The organism is Methylocella tundrae (genome assembly GCF_901905185.1).
In the GTDB taxonomy this organism is placed as follows: domain Bacteria; phylum Pseudomonadota; class Alphaproteobacteria; order Rhizobiales; family Beijerinckiaceae; genus Methylocapsa; species Methylocapsa tundrae.
The window spans coordinates 13,215-31,728 of record NZ_CABFMQ020000093.1; the positions used below are offsets into that span (position 1 = coordinate 13,215).

Here is an 18,514-nt window from a genome sequence, read left to right on the forward strand (position 1 = left end):
TCGTGCAGGTATAGTGGGACGCGCCTGAATGAAGAACCCGGGCGCGTCCTGGTTCAGAAATCGAACGGTTCAAATCTGCGGCCGTCGACGTGGAACTCAAGCAGATCATCCTCCCGATATGTTCCGATGATGAGCGTCAGCGGTTCCTGAAAATAAGGGCTCGGCGCGCCATTCTCGCACGGGTCGAAGACCGGGATTGGCAAAACCCCGGTCACGATGGCCGGCTCGCCATAGTCGGGGAGTTTCCTGTTTTTCAGGCCAGGTTTCCACTTGACGAACTGGCCCTTGGCGGAGGCGTGAAACTGGTCGAGGCGGGAGGCGAGCTCTTCGAGCTTGCGCTTGCAGAGTTCGGCTGGAGCATCGCTCGGGCCGTCGGTCGAGCGAACGACGGGAAACTTCTGTCCTTGTGGTCATTGCGCATGAACGCCTCCACATGATTTGCTTCGATGCAAAGACAATCCCACCCCGATACGACGGATCAGGACGTATGCCTTGAAACGCAGCGTCGGCTGAAATCAGAAGCTTCAGCGCCGAAGCCGTAGACGCGGACGAACGGGGGTTCGCCAGCCCTCATTCAATCGAACAGTAAGCTGAACAGGACTGCATGCGGGCGGCGTCTCAACGCGGCGCGCGGTCGTCATCGCTCTACAATGGGAAAATCATGCTCGGGGTCTAGCTACGTCCGATCCTGACGCACAGCCCTGCCAATATTGCCTGATCAGAGGCGCCGATCAGCTATCGGGTCGCCGCTCCTGCGGGCTCTCATTGTCCTGAAGTCTTTCACGCACTGAATTGAAAATCGCGATGCGGCGTCATCGAACGACTGCGCCTTGCATAAGAAATATTGCTCGCAAACATTTGCTCGATCCGGGGGGCGGACTTATGATTGATATTCCATTGCATCGCATGGGCGTTGTCCCTGGCGACAAAATCCTTGTGGACGTGCTGAACGAGGCGAGCCGGCTGCTTCAGATGAAGGGCTGGAGCAGGATCGCCATGGCGCGAAGCGCTAGTGGTCAAGCGGTAAGCCTCAACAGCGCCGACGCCTCTTCTTACTGCCTTTCCGGCGCACTGGTTAAGGCGTGGCGAACGATCGACCCAAAGAACGAGGATCTCTATTTTCCACTCTTCGAGAAGAAATTGTCAGCGGCCCTTCGCGATGCCTATGGCTACGAGGGCGGCGTCTCGCGATGGAACGACGAAGTCGCCGCCTCCCGGGATGATGTGGTGACGTTGATCAATTCAGTGATCGTGTCAATTCAGCCGGCTGCGTGCTCCTCTCAACCCGGTTCGTGCATTTGTCAGCGCGATGCCGCCTACCTGCTTTGAAATGGCGCCTTGGCGAATGCTGGGATTTCGTGACGGAGTCCTGCCCTAATCGCGGACCGGCAGGCTATTTCTGCAGTGTGCGCCTCGATTACTTCGGCAGGATTCGTCACGCTGAGGCGTTCATCAAGGTTTTTCCAGGCCGCGAAGCTGTGTGGTCGAACGATATCTTCTGACCCTTTCTCAAATGGGGTAACGACGATCTGGCCAGTGCATCCAATGTAGGCCGCTTCGCCACCCTGATCCTGGTCGGCGTCGGAGTATGGTCGGTCGCCAACACCCCGCTCGATGCGCTGCCGGACCTCTCGGATACCCAGGTCATCGTCTACACCGAGTACCCCGGTCAGGCGCCGCAGGTCGTCGAGGACCAGGTCACCTACCCGCTGACCACTGCGCTTCTGGCGGTGCCGCATGCCAAGGTCGTGCGAGGCTTTTCCGATTTCGGCCTCTCTTTCGTCTATGTGGTGTTCGATGACGGGACCGATCTATATTGGGCCCGCTCGCGCGTGCTGGAGTATCTCAACTTCGCCGCCAAACGCCTGCCCGAGGGCGTCACTCCGGCCCTGGGGCCGGACGCGAGCGGCGTCGGCTGGGTCTATGAGTACGTCGTGCTCGGCGCTCAGCGCACCCTCGCCGAACTGCGCAGCATTCAGGACTGGATCGTTCGCTACAATTTGGTGACCGCAAAGGCGTCGCCGAGGTCGCGAGCGTCGGCGGGTTCGAGCGTCAGTATCAGGTTGTCGTCGATCCGAGAAAGCTCCAGGCTTACGGCATCCCGCTTGATCGCGTCTCCGGCGCAATTCGCGACAGCAACCGCGATGTCGGCGGCCGCACGATCGAGATGAGCGAGACCGAATACATGATTCGCGGCCGCGGTTACTTGCGCAACATGCGGGACCTCGGCAACGTCGTGCTGAAGGCCGATACCGGTGGTTCCGGCACGCCCGTGCTCCTCAAGAATGTGGCGCGCATCGAACTTGGGCCTGACGAGCGGCGAGGCATTGCCGAAATGAACGGCGCCGGCGAGGTGGTCGGCGGCATTGCCCTGAAGCGCGATGGCGCGGACGCGCTGACGACGATTGGCAACATCAAGAGCAAGCTTGAGGAGCTGAAGCCGGGCCTGCCCGACGGCGTGTCCATAGAGCCCGTCTATGACCGCTCGCAGCTCATCGACAGCGCCATACACACGCTGAAGCACACGCTGGTAGAGGAGAGCCTGATCGTGGCAGCGGTGTGCGTTCTCTTGAAGGCGTCAATGACCGCTGCCGGCGGATCGACGCGCTGCAGCTGCACCTGAATGACGAGAATGCCCACGCCATAGTTGTCGAGCAGGCGTTGCAGCTCGTCCTGAACCTCGACTGCGATCTGCTGGCGGCGGTCCGACAGCACGGCCTGGATCGGGTTGCGGCCGATCACGGCGCGCACCGTGGTTTCGGCGACCATGCGAATCATGTCCTCGGGATCTTGCACATGGAACAGGAATGCGCCCGCATCATTGATCTTCCAAAGGACGGAGTAGTCGGCCTCGACAATGTTCTCATCGCCAGTGAGCATCCGGCTTCCGCGGTCGCGCGCCGCGCCTTGACGCGCCGCCTCAGGACGCTGCGTCATGGCATTGCTGCGCAGCTCATTGACATTCGTCACTTTCGGCAAATAGACGGTGCTGATCGGGTAGGGCAGTCGATAATGAAGCCCCGGCGGCTCCGTGCTGACCCTGCGGCCAAAGCGCAGCAGTACTCCTTGCTCGTCTGGGCCGACCTTATAAATCCCGGAGGCGGCCCAAGCGATTGCGGCGAAGAGCACGAGCAGCAGCACGCCACGCCACCCCACATGGGGGATGCGCAGCATTGCGGCTGTTCGCGAGGCGACGATCGTGAAGAAGCCGCCCGGCGGCGGCGCGTCGCCCGCGACCGTGGTTTCATTCGCGTCGTCTGTCACCGCTATTCCTTTCCGTCACCGATCGCCGAACCGCTATTTGTCCGGTGTGGCTCGCCGCTGGCCCCTATCTAGATGATTTCGTCTGCGTTCGCAGCCAAGAGCGTCTCAAATATCGGTGCGTTATGGGTTTGGGTCGTTATTGACTTTGATGCGTTGAAAAAACCTATTCGGCAGAACTCGAAGACCAGCTCGCATAAGAAACCAGCGGCGACTGCTCGAGGGCGCCCGCGACGGCGTCGAGCTCGACCGGATCGACGGCCGTGCTGACCAGCGTCGCGACGATCTCGCTGACCTCGGGCGAGCGCTCGAAAACCTCGATCTGACGCACGGGATAGCTCGCTCTTTCGAGCGCCTCCGCGACAAGGTCGCGGACCTCGCCGACGCCTTCGGGACTTGTCGCGACATGCACTTCATAGGTCGCCTCCGAAGTCAGCTCATCGAGCGGCGCGCGGTTGATGGCGTTGACGAGCGGGCGTAAGGCCGTGTTGCCGGCGAGGACCGCGAGCGTCAGGACGCCAGCCTCCGCCGCGAGCCCGACGCCGCAAAGGGCGCCGACGGCGGCCGAGCACCAGAGCGTCGCGGCGGTGTTCAGGCCGGAAATCTGCGCGCCGTCCTTCATAATGACGCCCGCGCCGAGAAAGCCGATGCCAGAGACGACATAAGCGGCGATCTGCGTCGCGCCGGACTGTCCGTTGATCCGCATGCCGAGCGTGACGAAGGCGGCGGAGCCAACCGCAACGAGCACATTGGTGCGCAGGCCCGCATTGCGCTGACGCCACTGGCGTTCGGCGCCGATCAGGGTCGCCAGCAGGAAGGCGATGACAAGGCTGAGGCAGAGGTCAAGCAGTCTGTCGGCGTCAAAGCCGTGGATGATGGACACGTCACAACCCTTGAAACGAACCGTCGCGGCCGACCGCTAGAGGCGCAAACTATCGCTTCAGTGTTATCAATTGCTAACCGATGCGCGAAACAGCGCACTTTTTGGGGTTGACAGACCGCGCCGGAGGCATCATTTCGCATCTATCGCTTGGACATTGTTCCAGCTGATTCTCCACAACCATCGAAAGAGACATGGGCAGTAGAAGCTCGGGCAGTACGGCCGCGGCGTTGCGCTGTGATCCGTCGCCCCACAACGTTGCGAACGTTCACGGGCCGGAATCCCGTGTGAGCGCCAAGCGGCCTTAAGGCCGCCGCCCGCTCGCCCGCCCGGTCCTGGACAAAACCAAGGATTGGAGGCGAGCCATGAAAAAGCTCCCAAACACAATTTTGACCTTTGCTCCGCATGGCGGGGCAGGCTCATCCGGCGCGCGCGGTTCGTACAATGGGACGCGCGCTCGCACGGCGCTTGTCTGCCGCTGGCGGCGCGATCCCCTCTCAGGGCGACTCCACTGCGTCTGGAGCTCCAAAGACGATGAGAGCGGCCTCGACGAAGGCGCGCGATTATCCCTCGCAGCATAGGAGTTCGACATGAAAGACGGCCCCAGTAGGCCCGCCGCGTTCCTTGAGGCGTGCGACGGGCGCTCCCATCAAAACCTCGAATCAATTCAAGACCGCCGTAAGGATCGCCGGAGACCCTTGGCCGCATGAGCGGCGAGCCTCCGCGCCGGTTCGGCCAGGAGGCAATCATGACGATTCATGTTTCAAACGATACCGCTCGCTCCGCCGTCATCGACGAGGTCCATGTCGGCCATATTCGCGGCGCCTTTGGAACGATCCTCCACCACGACACCGGCCCGCGGCGCGGCTGGCGGCGCCGGCTTCAGACCTTGCTCGCGATCCTCGGTCCTGGCCTCATCGTGATGGTCGGCGACAATGACGCAGGCGCATTCGGCACCTACACCCAGGCCGGCCAGAATTATGGCGTGTCGCTGCTCTGGACGCTGATCTTCCTGATCCCGGTGCTCTACGTCAATCAGGAGATGGTTCTGCGCCTTGGCGCAGTGACTGGCGTCGGCCACGCCCGCCTCATCTTCGAGCGGTTCGGGAAATTCTGGGGCGCATTCAGCGTCATCGATCTTTTCATCCTCAACGCTTTGACGATCGTCACTGAATTCATCGGCGTCGCGCTAGGCCTTGGCTATCTTGGGCTGCCGAAGGAGCTCGGCGTCGTTTTGGCGGCGGTCGCGGTTATGGGCGCGGCGGCCACGGGAGATTTCCGGCGCTTCGAGCGTTTCGCGCTGGCGCTTGTCGCCGGCAGCCTCGTGCTCGTGCCGATTTTCTTCATGGTGCATCCGCCGTATGGCGAGATCGCCCACGGCCTCTTCGTTCCGCAATTTCCCGCGGGCGGCAAGCTCAGCGACGTCATGCTGCTGGTCATCGCCATCGTCGGCACGACCATTGCGCCGTGGCAGCTCTTCTTTCAGCAGAGCTATGTCATCGACAAGCGCATCACACCCCGCTTTATGCGCTATGAGCGCGTCGATCTTTGGCTCGGCATCGTCCTCGTCGTCATCGGCGCCTCCGCCATGATGGCCTTCGCGGCGGCCGCTTTCGCCGGCCGGCCAGAGTTTGGCAATTTCACTGACGCGGCCGGCGTCGCGGCTGGTCTCGAAGCGCATGCGGGAAAAATCGCCGGCGTTCTCTTCGCCATTGGCCTCATCGACGCGAGCCTCATCGGCGCGGCGGCGGTGTCGCTCTCGACGGCCTACGCCATCGGGGACGTCTTTTCGATCCGCCACTCACTGCATCGCAAAGTGAAGGATGCGAAAGGGTTTTATGCGGTCTATTGCGCTCTGATCGTGATCGCGGCCGGGCTGGTCCTGACCCCGAATGCGCCGCTCGGGCTTCTGACCAATGCGGTGCAGACACTGGCCGGCGTGCTTTTGCCGAGCGCGACGGTGTTTTTGCTGCTGCTCTGCAACGACAAGCAAGTCGTCGGTCCGTGGGCCAATTCCCGCGGCCTGAACCTCTTCACGGGCGCCGTCATCGTGGTTTTGGTGCTGCTGTCGGTGATCCTGACCGTGTCCGTGCTCTTTCCGGACCAGACCAATGAGACGGTGATTTTTGCGATTTTGGCGGGCGGTTCGGCTCTCGCGCTGATCGCCGCTCTTGCATCAGGCGTGCTGAAGCGGCCCCCGGCGGCGACCGAAGATCCAAAGGTCTGGAACCGCGAGATGTGGCGCATGCCGGCCTTGTCGCAGCTTGGCCCGGCACAAATGTCCCGCGCGAGCAAAATCTGGATGATCGTTCTACGCGGTTATCTCGTCCTGGCGGGAGGCTTGGTTCTTGTCAGAATCGTCACGCTCGCTCTCGCCAGCTGAGCATCCGGGCGCGGGCGGCGGCCCTCTGTTTCGGCTGCACCTCGGCGGAATAGTCGTCGGGCCCTTCGCTGAGTTCGTTTGGCACGGTTGCTCGACCCAAAAAAACTCCCTATGGCTTGTAACGCGACAGTTAGGAGCTGCTTATGGCTACCGCTCGCCACAGCGTACTTAAACCCGTCTCCATCGACAGCCTCCACCACACGCAAATCACCGTCGGAATGCGCGAAGTGAAGGAAAAGCGCCTCTGTTGGCGCAAGTATCCTGCAGACAAGAAGGCCGAACCCCTCGGTCGACACATGATCCCGGTCATTTTCGCCCCGAAAGAACGTTACTACGTTGTCGATCATCGTCATCTCGCATTCGCATTTCATGAGGAGGCTTAAGAGCAAGTGCTGGTCAGCGCGGTCGCTGACTTACGCAAGCTCGACCGCGATGCCTTCCGGGTGTTTCTCGAAAGATGCGCCGATCATCGCCAATGGGTTTTCCCGTCGTTATCAGGCTCGCCAGGACGGCGGCTGGGACTCGATCCATATTGCCGTCCTGTTGCGCGACGCGCTCGCCTCCAACTGAAGCGTGCGCTCTGTCCGCGATAGTCGGGCTGCCGAAATAGTCATCGCCGCCATGTCCGGTCATCAAATCGTTGTTTTGTCATGCGGATCGGGTAAGCGCATAAAAGCGATGGATTCCAGTCTGGATATCTTAGGAACAATGCGATGAACGGCGTCGTCGAAAGCGCGCAATCTGAAGCGGCACGGCCCCTTGTCAAAGCGGGCGTCGCCAGCTTGGGCGTGTCGGCGCTAGGCATCGTTTTCGGCGATATCGGGACGAGCCCGCTCTACACGCTGAAGACCGTTCTTACGCTCACCGGCGGCGCGCCAACCCCCGAGGCCGTCCTTGGCGTTCTCTCGCTGATCCTTTGGACGCTCGTCATTGTGACGTCGATCAAATATGTTGTCTTCGCGGTGAGCATCGACAATGATGGCGAAGGCGGCATTCTCGCGCTTATGTCGCTACTCGGCATCAAGAAACACCAGCGGCCGGCCATCGTCGCCATTGGCTTGTTTGGCGCCGCGCTCGTCTACGGCGATGGAGCGATCACCCCCGCGATCTCGGTCCTTTCCGCGCTCGAGGGGCTGAATATCGCAACGCCCGCCTTTGAACCCTCTGTTCTGCCGGCCGCGGCGGCGGTCCTCGTCGCCCTTTTTGCGATCCAGCCGCGAGGCACCTCGTGGATCGGCAAGGCCTTCGGCCCCATCATGAGCCTCTGGTTTCTGGCGATCGGGGCACTCGGCGTTTGGGGGATCGCGCGCCACCCGGCCGTCTTCGCCGCAGTAAATCCCGTCTATGGACTGCATTATCTGTTGACCAATGGCTACACGAGCTTTCTCGTCCTCGGTGGCGTGTTCCTATGCGTCACCGGCGCTGAGGCGCTATATGCAGATATGGGACATTTCGGGTCGCGCCCGATCCGACTCGCATGGTTCGGCGTCGTTTTTCCGAGTCTGATCCTGAATTACGCCGGTCAGTCGGCTCTTGTGCTGGATGGCGCTTCGACCTCCAGCAACATTTTCTACCGTCTCTGCCCGGAGCCCTTGCTCATTCCCTTGGTTATCCTGGCGACGGTCGCGACGGTCATCGCCAGCCAGTCGATCATCACAGGGGCGTTCTCCATGACGCGCCAGGCGATCCAGCTTGGCTGGCTGCCGCGCCTGCGTATCATTCAGACATCGGAGCAAGGATATGGGCAGATCTATGTCGGCGTCGTCAACTGGCTCTTGATGGTCGTGACCGTCGGCCTGACCCTATTCTTCGGCAAATCAGACAACCTCGCCGCCGCCTATGGCATTGCGGTCTCAGCGACAATGCTCATGACCTCGGCGCTGCTGTTCATCGCCATGCGTGAGGTCTGGGGCTGGAGCCTCGCATCGGCTGGTTTGGTCGCTGGAATCTTCCTTTGCGTCGACGCCGCCTTCTTCGCGGCGAATCTCGCCAAGATCCTGGACGGAGGCTACGTCCCGCTGCTCCTCGCGAGTCTTGTCTATGGCGTCATGCTGATTTGGCATCGCGGCCTGCAAGCGGTCACACAGGCTATCGCCGAACGGCTTATTCCAGTTGGCGAGTTCATGGCCTCGGTCGAGGCGCGAAAGATTCCGCGCGTGCCTGGGACTGCGGTGTTTTTGACGCGAACCTCGCGCGATACGCCGCCGGTGATGGTCTGGCACGTCAAGCACAATCGCGCCCTGCATGATTATCTCTTCGTTCTGACCGCTGTGACCCAGTCCGTGCCGTGGATCAAGGACTCCGAGCGCTTGTCTTTGACGGAGGTCGCGCCAAATTTCTGGCGGGCGACAGCGCAATATGGATTTATGGAGAGGCCCGATGTTCCCGCTCTCTTGAGCCGCGCCCGAGATCAGGGGTGCGGGCTCCAGCTTGAGGATGTCACTTATTACGTCGGCCTTGAAACGGTCGTTAGCCGCGAGGACGGGAAGGGTCTGCCGGCTTGGGAGGAGGCGCTCTTCGCCGCGATGGCGCGCAACGCCGTTCACGTCACTGACTTCTTCCGGCTGCCGCCCGACGGCGTCGTTGAAATTGGCCGGCAGGTCGCGATCTGAGCCTTGAAATGAATGCGGTCGACGTGAACGCCGCCATGTTTGTTCTCCAATCGGACTGTGTCGCAGGAAAAGATGCCGGGCCGCGGGTCCAATCGGGGACGGCCAATTTTAACGACGCCGTCGTGGCGGGGCTCGACAAATATGTCGGGCGCATCCCCGGCCTATTGTTCGCCATTGCCCACATCGATGCGTGCATCATCGACGCCGCCTCGGTCTCACTCTCGACCGCCTTTGCGATCGGCGGTGCTCTCACTGAAGCACTCCTTGCACCGCAAGCCGGCCGATGCGAAAAGCTTCTATCCGGTCCATTGCGGGCTGATCGTGGTGGCGGCCGGATTGGTGCTAACACCGAACGCGCCGCTGGGGCTGTTGACCAACGCCGTTCAGACTCTTGCCGGCGTACTGCTGCCGAGCGCGACTGTCTTCCTGGTGCTCCTGTGCAACGATAAAGCTGTGCTGGGCCCTGGACCAATACGCGCGCCATGAACCTTTTCACGCGCGCCGTGATCGTGGCGCTCGTCATACTGTCGATCATTCTCACTGCATCGGCTCTGTTTCCTGAATCGACCAGCGAGACAGTGATTTTGTCGATTCTCGGAGACGGCGCGGCCATCGCGGCATTTGCGGCGCTTGGCGCGGGGGTATTCGGCAGGCGCGGATCAAGTGGAGATGATTGGGTCAAGCGATAAAACTTCCCCGCCATGTCTGGCGCATGCCGCCGCTCGAGCAGCACGCGCCCACAAACCTCTCCCGCGCAAGCCGCATATGGATGGCCGTTCTGCAGGGGTGTCTGGTGCTCGCAGGCGGGCTCGTGCTGATCCGGATCGTCGCTCTCACAATCGGGCATGGCTGACTATGTGAATCATGCGAACCGGCCAAGAGCCGTTGGGCTCACGGGCTCTCGCGCGAGAACCCTGAGGGTCGCGCCTCGTCGCCCGTGGGCGAGGTTTCCGACTGCATTTTCCTGCTGCTGCTTGTTTTACTTGACCAGGATAGAGACCGAGAGGGTCGAACCAGGTTCAACGGCGCAGACATTCAATACGCTTCGGCAGCAGCACATGTAAAACTACATCGGTGGTGAGTTCGGCTGAGAGCTGCGGAGTAGAGCTTGAGCTGGATCAAGGCATGGTCGCACGAGATCAATGATCATCATTTCTGGTATGAGCTCATGCCTCGCGACAATCCATGGACACAGCAATGAACGCCGCGAACCATTTGCACGCGATGACTCGCCCGGCGAGGTTCGCGGCGCCCAATCGATGGGATCTTGTCGCAATCCCGCTGATCTTCGCCGTGCTCGCGCTGCTGGCCATCGGGGCGGAAGGCACGTTCGCTCCGCTCGAGGCCGTGAAAACGGCGCCCATCTACCTCGACCCGGCCATGTTGCCCGGCTACGCTGTGCGCACCATATTGCGCATGCTGGCGGCCATGGCCGCGTCGCTCCTGTTCACCTTGATCTATGGGACCTTGGCGGCCAAGAGCAAGCATGCTGAAATCATTCTTGTTCCGATCCTCGACGTTCTGCAATCCGTCCCGATCCTCGGATATATTTCGTTCACCGTCGTTTTCTTCATGAACCTGTTCCCGGGCCGCGTGCTCGGCGCCGAATTCGCCTCGATCTTCGCGGTGTTCACCAGCCAGGCCTGGAACATGGCGTTCAGCTTCTATCAGTCGCTGCGCACTGTTCCGCTGGATCTCGATGAAGCCAGCCGCGCCTTTCGGTTCTCGTCCTGGCAGCGCTTTTGGCGCCTCGAAGCGCCATTCGCGGTTCCGGGCCTTGTCTGGAACATGATGATGAGCATGCCCGGCGGCTGGTTCTTCGTCGTCGCGTCGGAATCAATCAGCGTCGGCGACGAAAACTTTGCTCTGCCCGGCATCGGCTCTTACGTCGCTCTTACGTCGCTCTTGCGATCGAGCAGCAGAATCTCGCCGCGATCGGCTGGGCGCTGCTGGCGATGACCGTCGTCATCTTGCGGCGAGCCATTTTTTCAGGCTGGCAAGCACGGCGGCCCTGCCGCAGCAGTGCTGAGATCTTGATAATGACGTTGGCGCCGCACGCATCAGTCAATCCCATAGGCATGAGGCAATGGACTTGCGGGACGCAATTTAGGCGGCAACGGCTTTCATTTGCATTTCGCTCGCCTTCCAATGCCACGGCAGCAATTCGTCGATCCGCTTCGCCGAATGATCGGGTAATTTCGAGATAGGCGCGCCGGGTTCTTGGCGATCATAATTAATTTCATCATCGTACCTCGTCCGGCGCGATTGGTTTTGATTTAGCTCAATGCGTTCGGCCGCGGGCTCTCCTCTTTTGAATCAAACGCCCGATCGAGTTGGACGCTCCGCCTCAGGTCGGATAGAGGAACAATTCGGAGACAGGGCATGCTGCGCGACTTGCTGGTTGCATGTGGACGGCAGCGAAGCTGGGCGCCGGAGGCTCCAACTCGCCGTCGACCTCGCGACACGCACGGGCGCACGGCTCAGTGGACTGCATATGACACCGCCGCCAGAGGTCCCTCCCCGGTACAAGCCGAGCCTCGTCCCCGAGGTGACGGTCGCTATCTCCTCAAAATTGGGCTTGGATGCTCACGTGGCTTCGACTGTCTTCAGAAAAGAGACTAGCCAACGCTTGGCCGACGCATGCTGGTTCGAGGCAGCCGGAGACGTCGTCCAGGGGATCTGCGACAAAGCTCGCTACGCCGATCTCATCATCGTTGGCCAGTATGAGTGGCAAGGCTTCCCCGAAACACATCCGTTGCCGATCGCTCACTCGGTCGTCTTGCAATGCGGTCGTCCAGTCCTGGTCGTGCCCGCTGTCGTTCAGCCGAGAGCGCTCGCCAGAATTGCCGTGGCCTGGGACGGCAGCCGTGAGGCCGTCAGGGCGGTCCACGACGCCTTGCCACTCCTGCACCTATCGCAATCGGTTCAAATCGTGAAGATAATCCGCATCCCCACCGAAGACAACGACATCGATGTGAAGAGCCTGTCAGATCACCTTGCAAATCATGGAATCCAAGTGGAATCGCAGGCGTGGGAGATCAGCTCCGTCAAGGAGCATGCGTCTCTTCGAAAACAGATCGAGGAGGGGCACTACGATATGGTGGTCATGGGTGGATACTCGCACCCCATGTGGCTGGAATTTCATCTTTGGAGGCGCCACTCACTCGATGCTCTTGTCATCGACGATACCAATACTTGTCTCACACTAGTAAATGTGAATTGTATGCGTGTCCCCCCGAATGGCGCGAATAGGTCACAGCGCACGAAAGCTCTCAGGTCCTATTTGGCTCGACTGAAGGAGCACCCCCTCGCGCGCGTAGGACCGGGACTCATAACCGGCGTGGCCGACGACGATCCAAGCGGCATCGCCACCTACTCGCAAGCGGGCGCCCAGTTCGGTCTCAGCATGCTCTGGACGATGCCGCTCTGCTTCCCGCTGATGGCGGCGATCCAATTGATGTGCGCGGACATCGGCCGGGTCACTGGGAAAGGGCTCGCCGCCAACATCAAGAGCGCCTTCCCCCCGATCGTGCTCCAGGGTGTGGTGCTGCTGTTGTTGATCGCCAACACGCTCAATATCGCCGCGGACGTCGCGGCGATGGGCGAGGTCTCGGAACTCGTCACCGGCTTAGATCGTCACTTGATGACGGTGGTCTTCGTGCTGGGAACGTTGCTGCTGCAGATCTTCGTCCCCTACCACCGTTACGTCTTCTTCTTAAAATGGCTGACCCTCTCCCTACTGGCGTATGCGGCTGTCCTGTTCACGGTCCACGTGCCCTGGGGCGAGGTAGCGCTACGGACCTTCCTGCCTAAGTTCACGCCGAATGCCGAAGCCGCCACGGTGGTTGTCGGGGTCTTCGGCACCACGATCAGTCCCTACCTCTTCTTCTGGCAGGCCTCGGAAGAGGTCGAGGACATGCAGATGCGACACGGCGCTGCATTGCTCGGCGATAATGCGCGTGCAGCAGAGCCGGAGCTTCGACGCATCCGGTAGGATACGTGGAGCGGGATGTTCTACTCCGACGCCAGCGCCTACTTCATCATCCTAGCCTGCGCGGTCACGCTCAACGTGGCGGGAGTGACGGACATCGAGACCGCCGCGCAGGCTGCGAGCGCGCTGCGGCCGCTCGCAGGCGACTTCGCATTCGCACTCTTCGCCCTCGGCATTCTCGTTGTGGGCCTGATCGGCGTGCCGGTGCTCGCGGGCTCGGCCGCTTACGCCCTATCCGAAGCTATGGACTGGAAGTGGGGCCTCGAACGAACCGCGAGCGACGCGCGTGGGTTCTATGGCGTAATAGCCGTCAGCGTGCTCGCCGGCCTTGTCATCCAGTATTCGCCGATCAACCCGATGAAGGCCTTGTTCTGGTCCGCGGTGATCAACGGGGTTGTGGCCGTCCCCCTGATGGTCGTCATCATCATGCTGGTTTCCAAGAAATCGGTGATGGGCGCTTACACCGCGAGCCGGACGATCATCGTGCTCGGATGGATTGCGACAGCGGTCATGGGGGCGGCGGCGGTCCGGATGGTCATTCCCGGGTAGCTCACCATCACTCGCGATCAGCCACGAGCCCAAGGCTTGTGCACGTATCGGGGGATTAGCGTCCCCGATGCCGACGTTCCAGGCATCCGTGATGTTATAGCCCAGGATCGCCTCGAGCATGACGCCGCGGAACGTGTCAACGACTTTGAGACAGCCGTCGTTTGAAGTTAAGTTTGGATTGTTAGCTTTTGGGTTGGCGGGTTGATCCAGGTGGCGGTTGGTTTAAGCGGCGATGCCGATGTTGAAGTTTGATTTGCGCGGCGTCGATGTCAAGCTCCATGGCGTCCGGCAGGACAGCCCGCCGAAGATGAATTCGATCGATTACGAAATTATCGTCGATACCGATGAAAACGACCACCGGCTTGAGCTGCTGCACGCCAACGTCCGCAAATACGGCACGATCTCGAACACCGTGGCTGAAGCGGTTAAGCTTGAGGGAATCATCAGGAGAAAAGCGTGATCCGGCCGCGCCTGCCTCGGAGAGCTTGCCCTTCTCGTCAGCCCGCCACAGGGTTTCAGCATTGTCAGGGGCGAGACCCTGCCAACTTTTGAGACAGCTCGTGCGCCTCTAACCCAAGTGGTGCAGAATCTGATCAGCAACGCGATCAAGCACCACGACCGTCCGGCAAATGGACATGTCTGGATTGAAGCGCTTACCCTCCCTCCCACACGCCATCGAGTTTACCGTTACGGATGATGGGCCTGGTATCCCGGAGCGTTTCCGTGAGCGCGTCTTTGGCATGTTTCAGACGCTCAAACCTCGCGATGAGGTTGAAGGTAGCGGAATGGGGCTAGCGATAGTAAAGAAGTTGATCGAAATTCAAGGTGGAAAGATTTGGCTAACCGAGGGACAGGCGGGGCAAGGCCTCTCGGTTCATTTCACCTGGCCATATAGCAAACGGGAAAGCACAAATGTCATCGATGGTAAATTTGCTGCTGGTTGAAGACGATGAAGTCGATATCCAGGGGCTGAAACGCGCTTTCGCAAAAAGCCGGATCGGCAATCCGATCACTGTTGCGCGCGACGGCATCGAGGCCCTTGAGTTCCTGCGCGGTGAGAATGGCCGTCCCAAACTCGCCAAGCCATATCTGATCCTGCTCGACCTGAATATGCCGCGTATGAACGGGCTTGAGTTCCTTGAGGCAATCCGCGCCGACGAGGATCTGAAAAGGTCGGTCGTTTTTATGATCACGACATCGAAGGCAGAGGAGGACAAGGCTCGCGCCTACGAGCAGCATGTCGCGGGGTATATCGTCAAGCAGGATCCAGCCAACACCTTCATGCAGGCCGTGGCGCTGATGGAGCACTATTGGAAGATCGTCGAATTTCCCGAGTAGACATGACAACCCTGACCCGCATTCTCCTGATCGATGACGACAAGGTCGACCGAACGATGGTGCGGAGGGCCCTTGAGAAGTCTGGCCTCGAGCACGACCTCGTCGAAGCACCGGACGGCGCAAACGGCCTTCGTTGCGCTAAAGAGCAGGCGCGCATGACGGGCGTGGAGCGACGAGGGAAGCCGAGCAACGTGGCGATGCTCGAAGCCATAGCGGCGTGGTTTCCGCCAGAGGTGAGGGGCGGACGAAGCGTTCCTGCGCATGCTGATTTATGCGGATCGGGGGCGGGCTATTCATTCGGTAATGACAGGGGTGATTCAGAGGGTCCTGTTGGCTCGATGACGGGCGATGGCGCCTATGACGGCCAAGTGGTTTACGATGCAGTGGCAAAACGCCATCCCGAGGCTGCTGTCATCATCCCGCCTCGATCGACGGCCGTTTCGAGCGAGGGTCCGGCCACACAGCGCGACAAGCATCTCGAGGCGATCGCAAGGCAGGGGCGTATAGGCTTCCAGCGGAGTTCTGATATTCCCGGCGGAGCCTCGTTGAAACCGCGATGTACAGATACAAAACCATCATCGGCCGGCGTCTTCACGCCCGGACTTTGCTCGGCCCATTCGCCGACGACCCGAAGGCAGCCGCGGAACCCTTGGCTTTTGAGCTTTCGCCATAGCTCTGCGCCATTTCGCTGCCCGGCCGCCCACTGAGCGTCAAGCCATGGCAGGTACAATTCGAGCGAGCTCTCCCGAACGCGAAAGACATCCGAGCGTTGCCCTCGCAGCACACGACGGACGAGGCCGCGGCTGTAACCCGTCCGTCGAACGATCTCCTTGATCGTCACCCCGTCCTTGGCCAGCCCGAGAATGGCGGCGTTGGAGTCTTCCCGGCGAAGATATCCCTCATATTGGATCCGCTCGGCGGCGGTGAGCAGGTCGGGATTGATTGTGGCGGCGCCGATTGCAGTCCGGATCTGGCGCATCGATTTGCGCACGGCATCAAGGAAGGCGCGGCTGGCGTTTTCCATCAAGTGCCACCGGTCAGCCACCTGTGTCGCCTTTGGGAGCGCCTTGGCCGCCGCCAAAGCGTAGCTGCCGCCGCGGTCGCGGGCGACGATGCTAATTTGAGGCTGGGCCGAGAGCCATGCTTGAGCCGTCGCGGGTTCGCGATCCGGCAACAAGGCTATTGTTTTGCGTCGCTCCAGGTCGCAAATGATGGTCCCATAGCGCTGGTTGCGCCGGCACGCCCAGTCGTCGATTCCAATCACGGTCGGCGGGACAAAGCGCGGGCCGCGCCTGCGCCCCACGCGCAGCAAGGTGTCGTTGCTCACCGGCAGCATCAGCCTTCGGGCGAAGCTCGCCGCCGGCCGGCCGCCCAGGGCAAGCCCAAGATGGTGGACGATATGGTCGAGGCGGCCAGTTCGTCTTGCCCACGGCGCGAGCACGTCCTCGTCAAAGCGCTCGGCGAAAATGCGCCGTCCGCACAACACCGCGTCGCAGTGAAACCGTCGCGCGACGACGACCAGCCGAACAGGCCTGCCCGACATGGGCAGGTCCGCCAGTCGACGCTGTACCGGCTGTGGATCCGCTCCGATCTCGTTCCGCAGCCCGGACAAACGCATCCCGTGCGAAGGGAGCGAACTGTTATCAGCGTCAACGAGCTCTCACTGGCCGCGTCCTCGACCACAAAGCCGCGAGGAACAAGCGTGGACGGTCGAAGAGCTTGGGTCATAGCGTTGATTCCCTTTGTGAAACCAACGCCAGCCGGCACCCGAATTTCATCAAAAGTGAGTCAGAGCCAAAGTTCCAAGCCGATTGACAAGCATGGTCTCCGACGCCGCTCGGAACAGCAGGTCGTACATCGCGGCTTTGTTCTGGAAGGCGATGTCGGCGATCTCGATGGGCACGGTGAAGACCACGTGGAAGTAGCCAACCGGCAGCAGGTCGGCCTCGCGCGCAGCCAGCCACTCGCGCGCCGCGGCGCCCTGGCACTTAGGGCAGTGCCGGTTTCTGCAGCTGTTGTAGGCGATGCGGCGATGGCCGCAGTCCTCGCAGCCTTCGATATGGCCGCCCAGTGCGGCGGTGCGGCAGGTCTCGATGGCCGACATTACCTTGAGCTGGGCGAGACCGACATGACTGGCATGCGTGGCCCGCCAGGCTGCCCCGTGTCGACGGAAGATGTCGGCGACCTCCAGTGCGGGTCGCACCGCCGGCTTAACCGCCGGGGCTTTCGCCTTCCATGAGCAGTTTGAGATGCTCCAGCGGACCAGTCACCGCCCGGATCGTCTTGGTGGCGACACGGGCATAGAGTGCGGTGGTGCCGAGCTTGGAATGCCCGAGCAGAACCTGGATGACGCGGATATCGACGTCCTGTTCGAGCAAATGGGTGGCAAAGCTGTGGCGCAGCGTGTGGGGCGTCACCCGCTTCTTGATGCCGGCGGCTTCTGCTGCCTCGTGGACGGCGCGGTTGAGCTACCGCGTCGACATCGGCTCGAGGCAATTGCGCCCAGGGAAAAGCCAGCCGTGGGGGAGCATGACGTTGCGGCGCTTGCCCTCGCGCCACCACAGCCGAAGCAGCTCCAGCAACTGCGGCGACAGCATCGCGTTGCGGTCTTTGCGGCCTTTCCCCTGCTCGACCCGGATCAGCATCCGCGTGCTGTCGATGTCTCCCACCTTGAGGGCGGCCACCTCCGACACGCGCAGTCCGGCGCCATAGGCTGTGCCGAGAGCCGCCTTGTACTTCGGACCCGGCGCCGCCTCGAGCAGCCGCCCGACCTCCTCGACGCTCAGCACATTCGGGAGCTTGCGGGGATGGCGGACCAGAACGAGCCGTCGCGACAGGTCTGACCGGTCGAGCGCAACGGTGAAGAAGAAACGGAGCGCCGAGACCGAGCAGTTGATGGTCGGCGGCTGCACGCCGCTCTCGGCCTGGTGAACCTGGAAACGCCGGATATCCTCGGCGGTCGCCGCATCGGGCGAACGCCCGAGAAAGGCGGCAAAGCTGCGAACGAAGCGAATGTAATCGCGCTGCGTCTCTTCCCGTAGGCCGCGTATGGCCATGTCTTCGAGCATGCGCCGGCGCAGTGGGCTGATAGACGATTGGGTCGGTTAGACCCCTATGACGAGCGCGCGCGGTCTGCGCACTTTCAGGGTGGCGTGGTGGCGACAGGGTGGCGACAAGGGCTAAAAACAACAAGGCCGCCCATAAGGGCGGCCTTTTGAAAGTCCTGCGCATTCATACATTTGATTTGGTTGCGGGGGCAGGATTTCGCCGAGACCGACATGCGTTGAATGTGCCAATCTAGCCTCAAGTCAGGGTAAATGGCAATTATCACCTTGACATAGTAGGCACGAATGGTAGAGATAGCGGGACAGGCCGGCTCCCTAACGCCCGCATCGCCTGATGCGGAGACCCCAGTCCTTATGATTCAGTTTTTTGGGGAGCGTCTTTCGGACGCGATGATCGAAGCGGCGGCTCAAATCCTTGAGGCCTCGGCCTTTTGC

14 protein-coding genes and 6 pseudogenes are annotated in these 18,514 nt (G+C 61.1%); 15 read left to right on the forward strand and 5 right to left on the reverse strand.

Annotated elements, in window-relative coordinates; genetic code table 11:
* Positions 1–89: 89 nt before the first annotated feature.
* The 3 genes and pseudogenes from MPC4_RS20970 to MPC4_RS14575 form a co-directional block, all read left to right on the forward strand.
* Positions 90–437, forward strand: coding sequence for a hypothetical protein (locus MPC4_RS20970; RefSeq protein WP_210253660.1), 348 nt, complete (start codon positions 90–92; stop codon positions 435–437).
* A 445-nt stretch (positions 438–882) separates the two neighbouring features.
* Positions 883–1,329, forward strand: coding sequence for a DUF6197 family protein (locus MPC4_RS14570; protein WP_174513158.1), 447 nt, complete (start codon positions 883–885; stop codon positions 1,327–1,329).
* 200 nt (positions 1,330–1,529) lie between these two features.
* Positions 1,530–2,593, forward strand: a pseudogene (locus MPC4_RS14575) (efflux RND transporter permease subunit); the annotation flags it as partial.
* On the opposite strand, the gene hflK reads toward MPC4_RS14575, so the two are convergent.
* Positions 2,476–3,174, reverse strand: a complete 699-nt coding sequence (gene hflK, locus MPC4_RS21310) for a protease modulator HflK (protein WP_244629035.1) — start codon at positions 3,172–3,174, stop codon at positions 2,476–2,478. The pseudogene MPC4_RS14575 and the gene hflK sit on opposite strands and share 118 nt — an antisense overlap.
* 253 nt (positions 3,175–3,427) lie before the next feature.
* On the reverse strand, positions 3,428–4,144 hold the full coding sequence (locus tag MPC4_RS14585; protein WP_244629030.1) for an MgtC/SapB family protein: 717 nt from the start codon (positions 4,142–4,144) through the stop codon (positions 3,428–3,430).
* A 745-nt stretch (positions 4,145–4,889) separates the two neighbouring features.
* On the opposite strand from MPC4_RS14585, the gene MPC4_RS14590 reads away from it, so the two are divergent.
* The 12 genes and pseudogenes from MPC4_RS14590 (at position 4,890) to MPC4_RS14640 (ending at position 15,014) form a co-directional block, all read left to right on the forward strand.
* Positions 4,890–6,524: an NRAMP family divalent metal transporter gene (locus MPC4_RS14590; protein WP_174513159.1), complete on the forward strand. Its 1,635-nt coding sequence runs from the start codon at positions 4,890–4,892 to the stop codon at positions 6,522–6,524.
* 218 nt (positions 6,525–6,742) lie between these two features.
* Positions 6,743–6,907, forward strand: a complete 165-nt coding sequence (locus MPC4_RS14595; RefSeq protein WP_244629036.1) for a ParB-like protein — start codon at positions 6,743–6,745, stop codon at positions 6,905–6,907.
* The gene (locus tag MPC4_RS14600; protein ID WP_174513149.1) at positions 6,861–7,094 is read left to right on the forward strand and encodes a hypothetical protein; all 234 of its coding nucleotides are present in this window, start codon (positions 6,861–6,863) and stop codon (positions 7,092–7,094) included. Before MPC4_RS14595 ends, MPC4_RS14600 begins: the two co-directional genes overlap by 47 nt.
* Positions 7,095–7,237: 143 nt before the next feature.
* Complete coding sequence (locus tag MPC4_RS14605) at positions 7,238–9,136, forward strand: potassium transporter Kup (protein ID WP_174513161.1); 1,899 nt, start codon at positions 7,238–7,240, stop codon at positions 9,134–9,136.
* A gap of 186 nt (positions 9,137–9,322) precedes the next feature.
* Positions 9,323–9,622, forward strand: coding sequence for a divalent metal cation transporter (locus tag MPC4_RS21315; RefSeq protein ID WP_244629031.1), 300 nt, complete (start codon positions 9,323–9,325; stop codon positions 9,620–9,622).
* Entirely contained in the window at positions 9,619–9,825 is a 207-nt protein-coding gene (locus MPC4_RS21320) for a hypothetical protein (RefSeq protein WP_244629032.1), read from the forward strand. Before MPC4_RS21315 ends, MPC4_RS21320 begins: the two co-directional genes overlap by 4 nt.
* Positions 9,810–9,989, forward strand: coding sequence for a hypothetical protein (locus tag MPC4_RS21325; protein WP_244629033.1), 180 nt, complete (start codon positions 9,810–9,812; stop codon positions 9,987–9,989). Before MPC4_RS21320 ends, MPC4_RS21325 begins: the two co-directional genes overlap by 16 nt.
* Before the next feature lie 371 nt (positions 9,990–10,360).
* A pseudogene (locus MPC4_RS14615) lies at positions 10,361–11,106 on the forward strand (ABC transporter permease subunit); the annotation flags it as partial.
* Between the two features lie 314 nt (positions 11,107–11,420).
* Positions 11,421–13,676: pseudogene (locus tag MPC4_RS21330) on the forward strand (divalent metal cation transporter).
* A gap of 238 nt (positions 13,677–13,914) precedes the next feature.
* Positions 13,915–14,136: a hypothetical protein gene (locus tag MPC4_RS14630; RefSeq protein WP_425312483.1), complete on the forward strand. Its 222-nt coding sequence runs from the start codon at positions 13,915–13,917 to the stop codon at positions 14,134–14,136.
* Between the two features lie 175 nt (positions 14,137–14,311).
* Positions 14,312–14,620, forward strand: coding sequence for a sensor histidine kinase (locus MPC4_RS14635; protein WP_244629034.1), 309 nt, complete (start codon positions 14,312–14,314; stop codon positions 14,618–14,620).
* Positions 14,589–15,014, forward strand: coding sequence for a response regulator (locus tag MPC4_RS14640; RefSeq protein WP_174513163.1), 426 nt, complete (start codon positions 14,589–14,591; stop codon positions 15,012–15,014). Before MPC4_RS14635 ends, MPC4_RS14640 begins: the two co-directional genes overlap by 32 nt.
* Before the next feature lie 610 nt (positions 15,015–15,624).
* Here the strand turns inward: MPC4_RS14640 and MPC4_RS14645 are convergent.
* The 3 pseudogenes from MPC4_RS14645 to MPC4_RS14655 form a co-directional block, all read right to left on the reverse strand.
* Positions 15,625–16,742 (reverse strand): annotated as a pseudogene (locus MPC4_RS14645) (ISL3 family transposase); the annotation flags it as partial.
* 55 nt (positions 16,743–16,797) lie between these two features.
* Positions 16,798–17,217, reverse strand: a pseudogene (locus tag MPC4_RS14650) (IS91 family transposase); the annotation flags it as partial.
* 7 nt (positions 17,218–17,224) lie between these two features.
* Positions 17,225–18,082, reverse strand: a pseudogene (locus MPC4_RS14655) (tyrosine-type recombinase/integrase).
* Between the last annotated feature and the right edge of the window lie 432 nt (positions 18,083–18,514).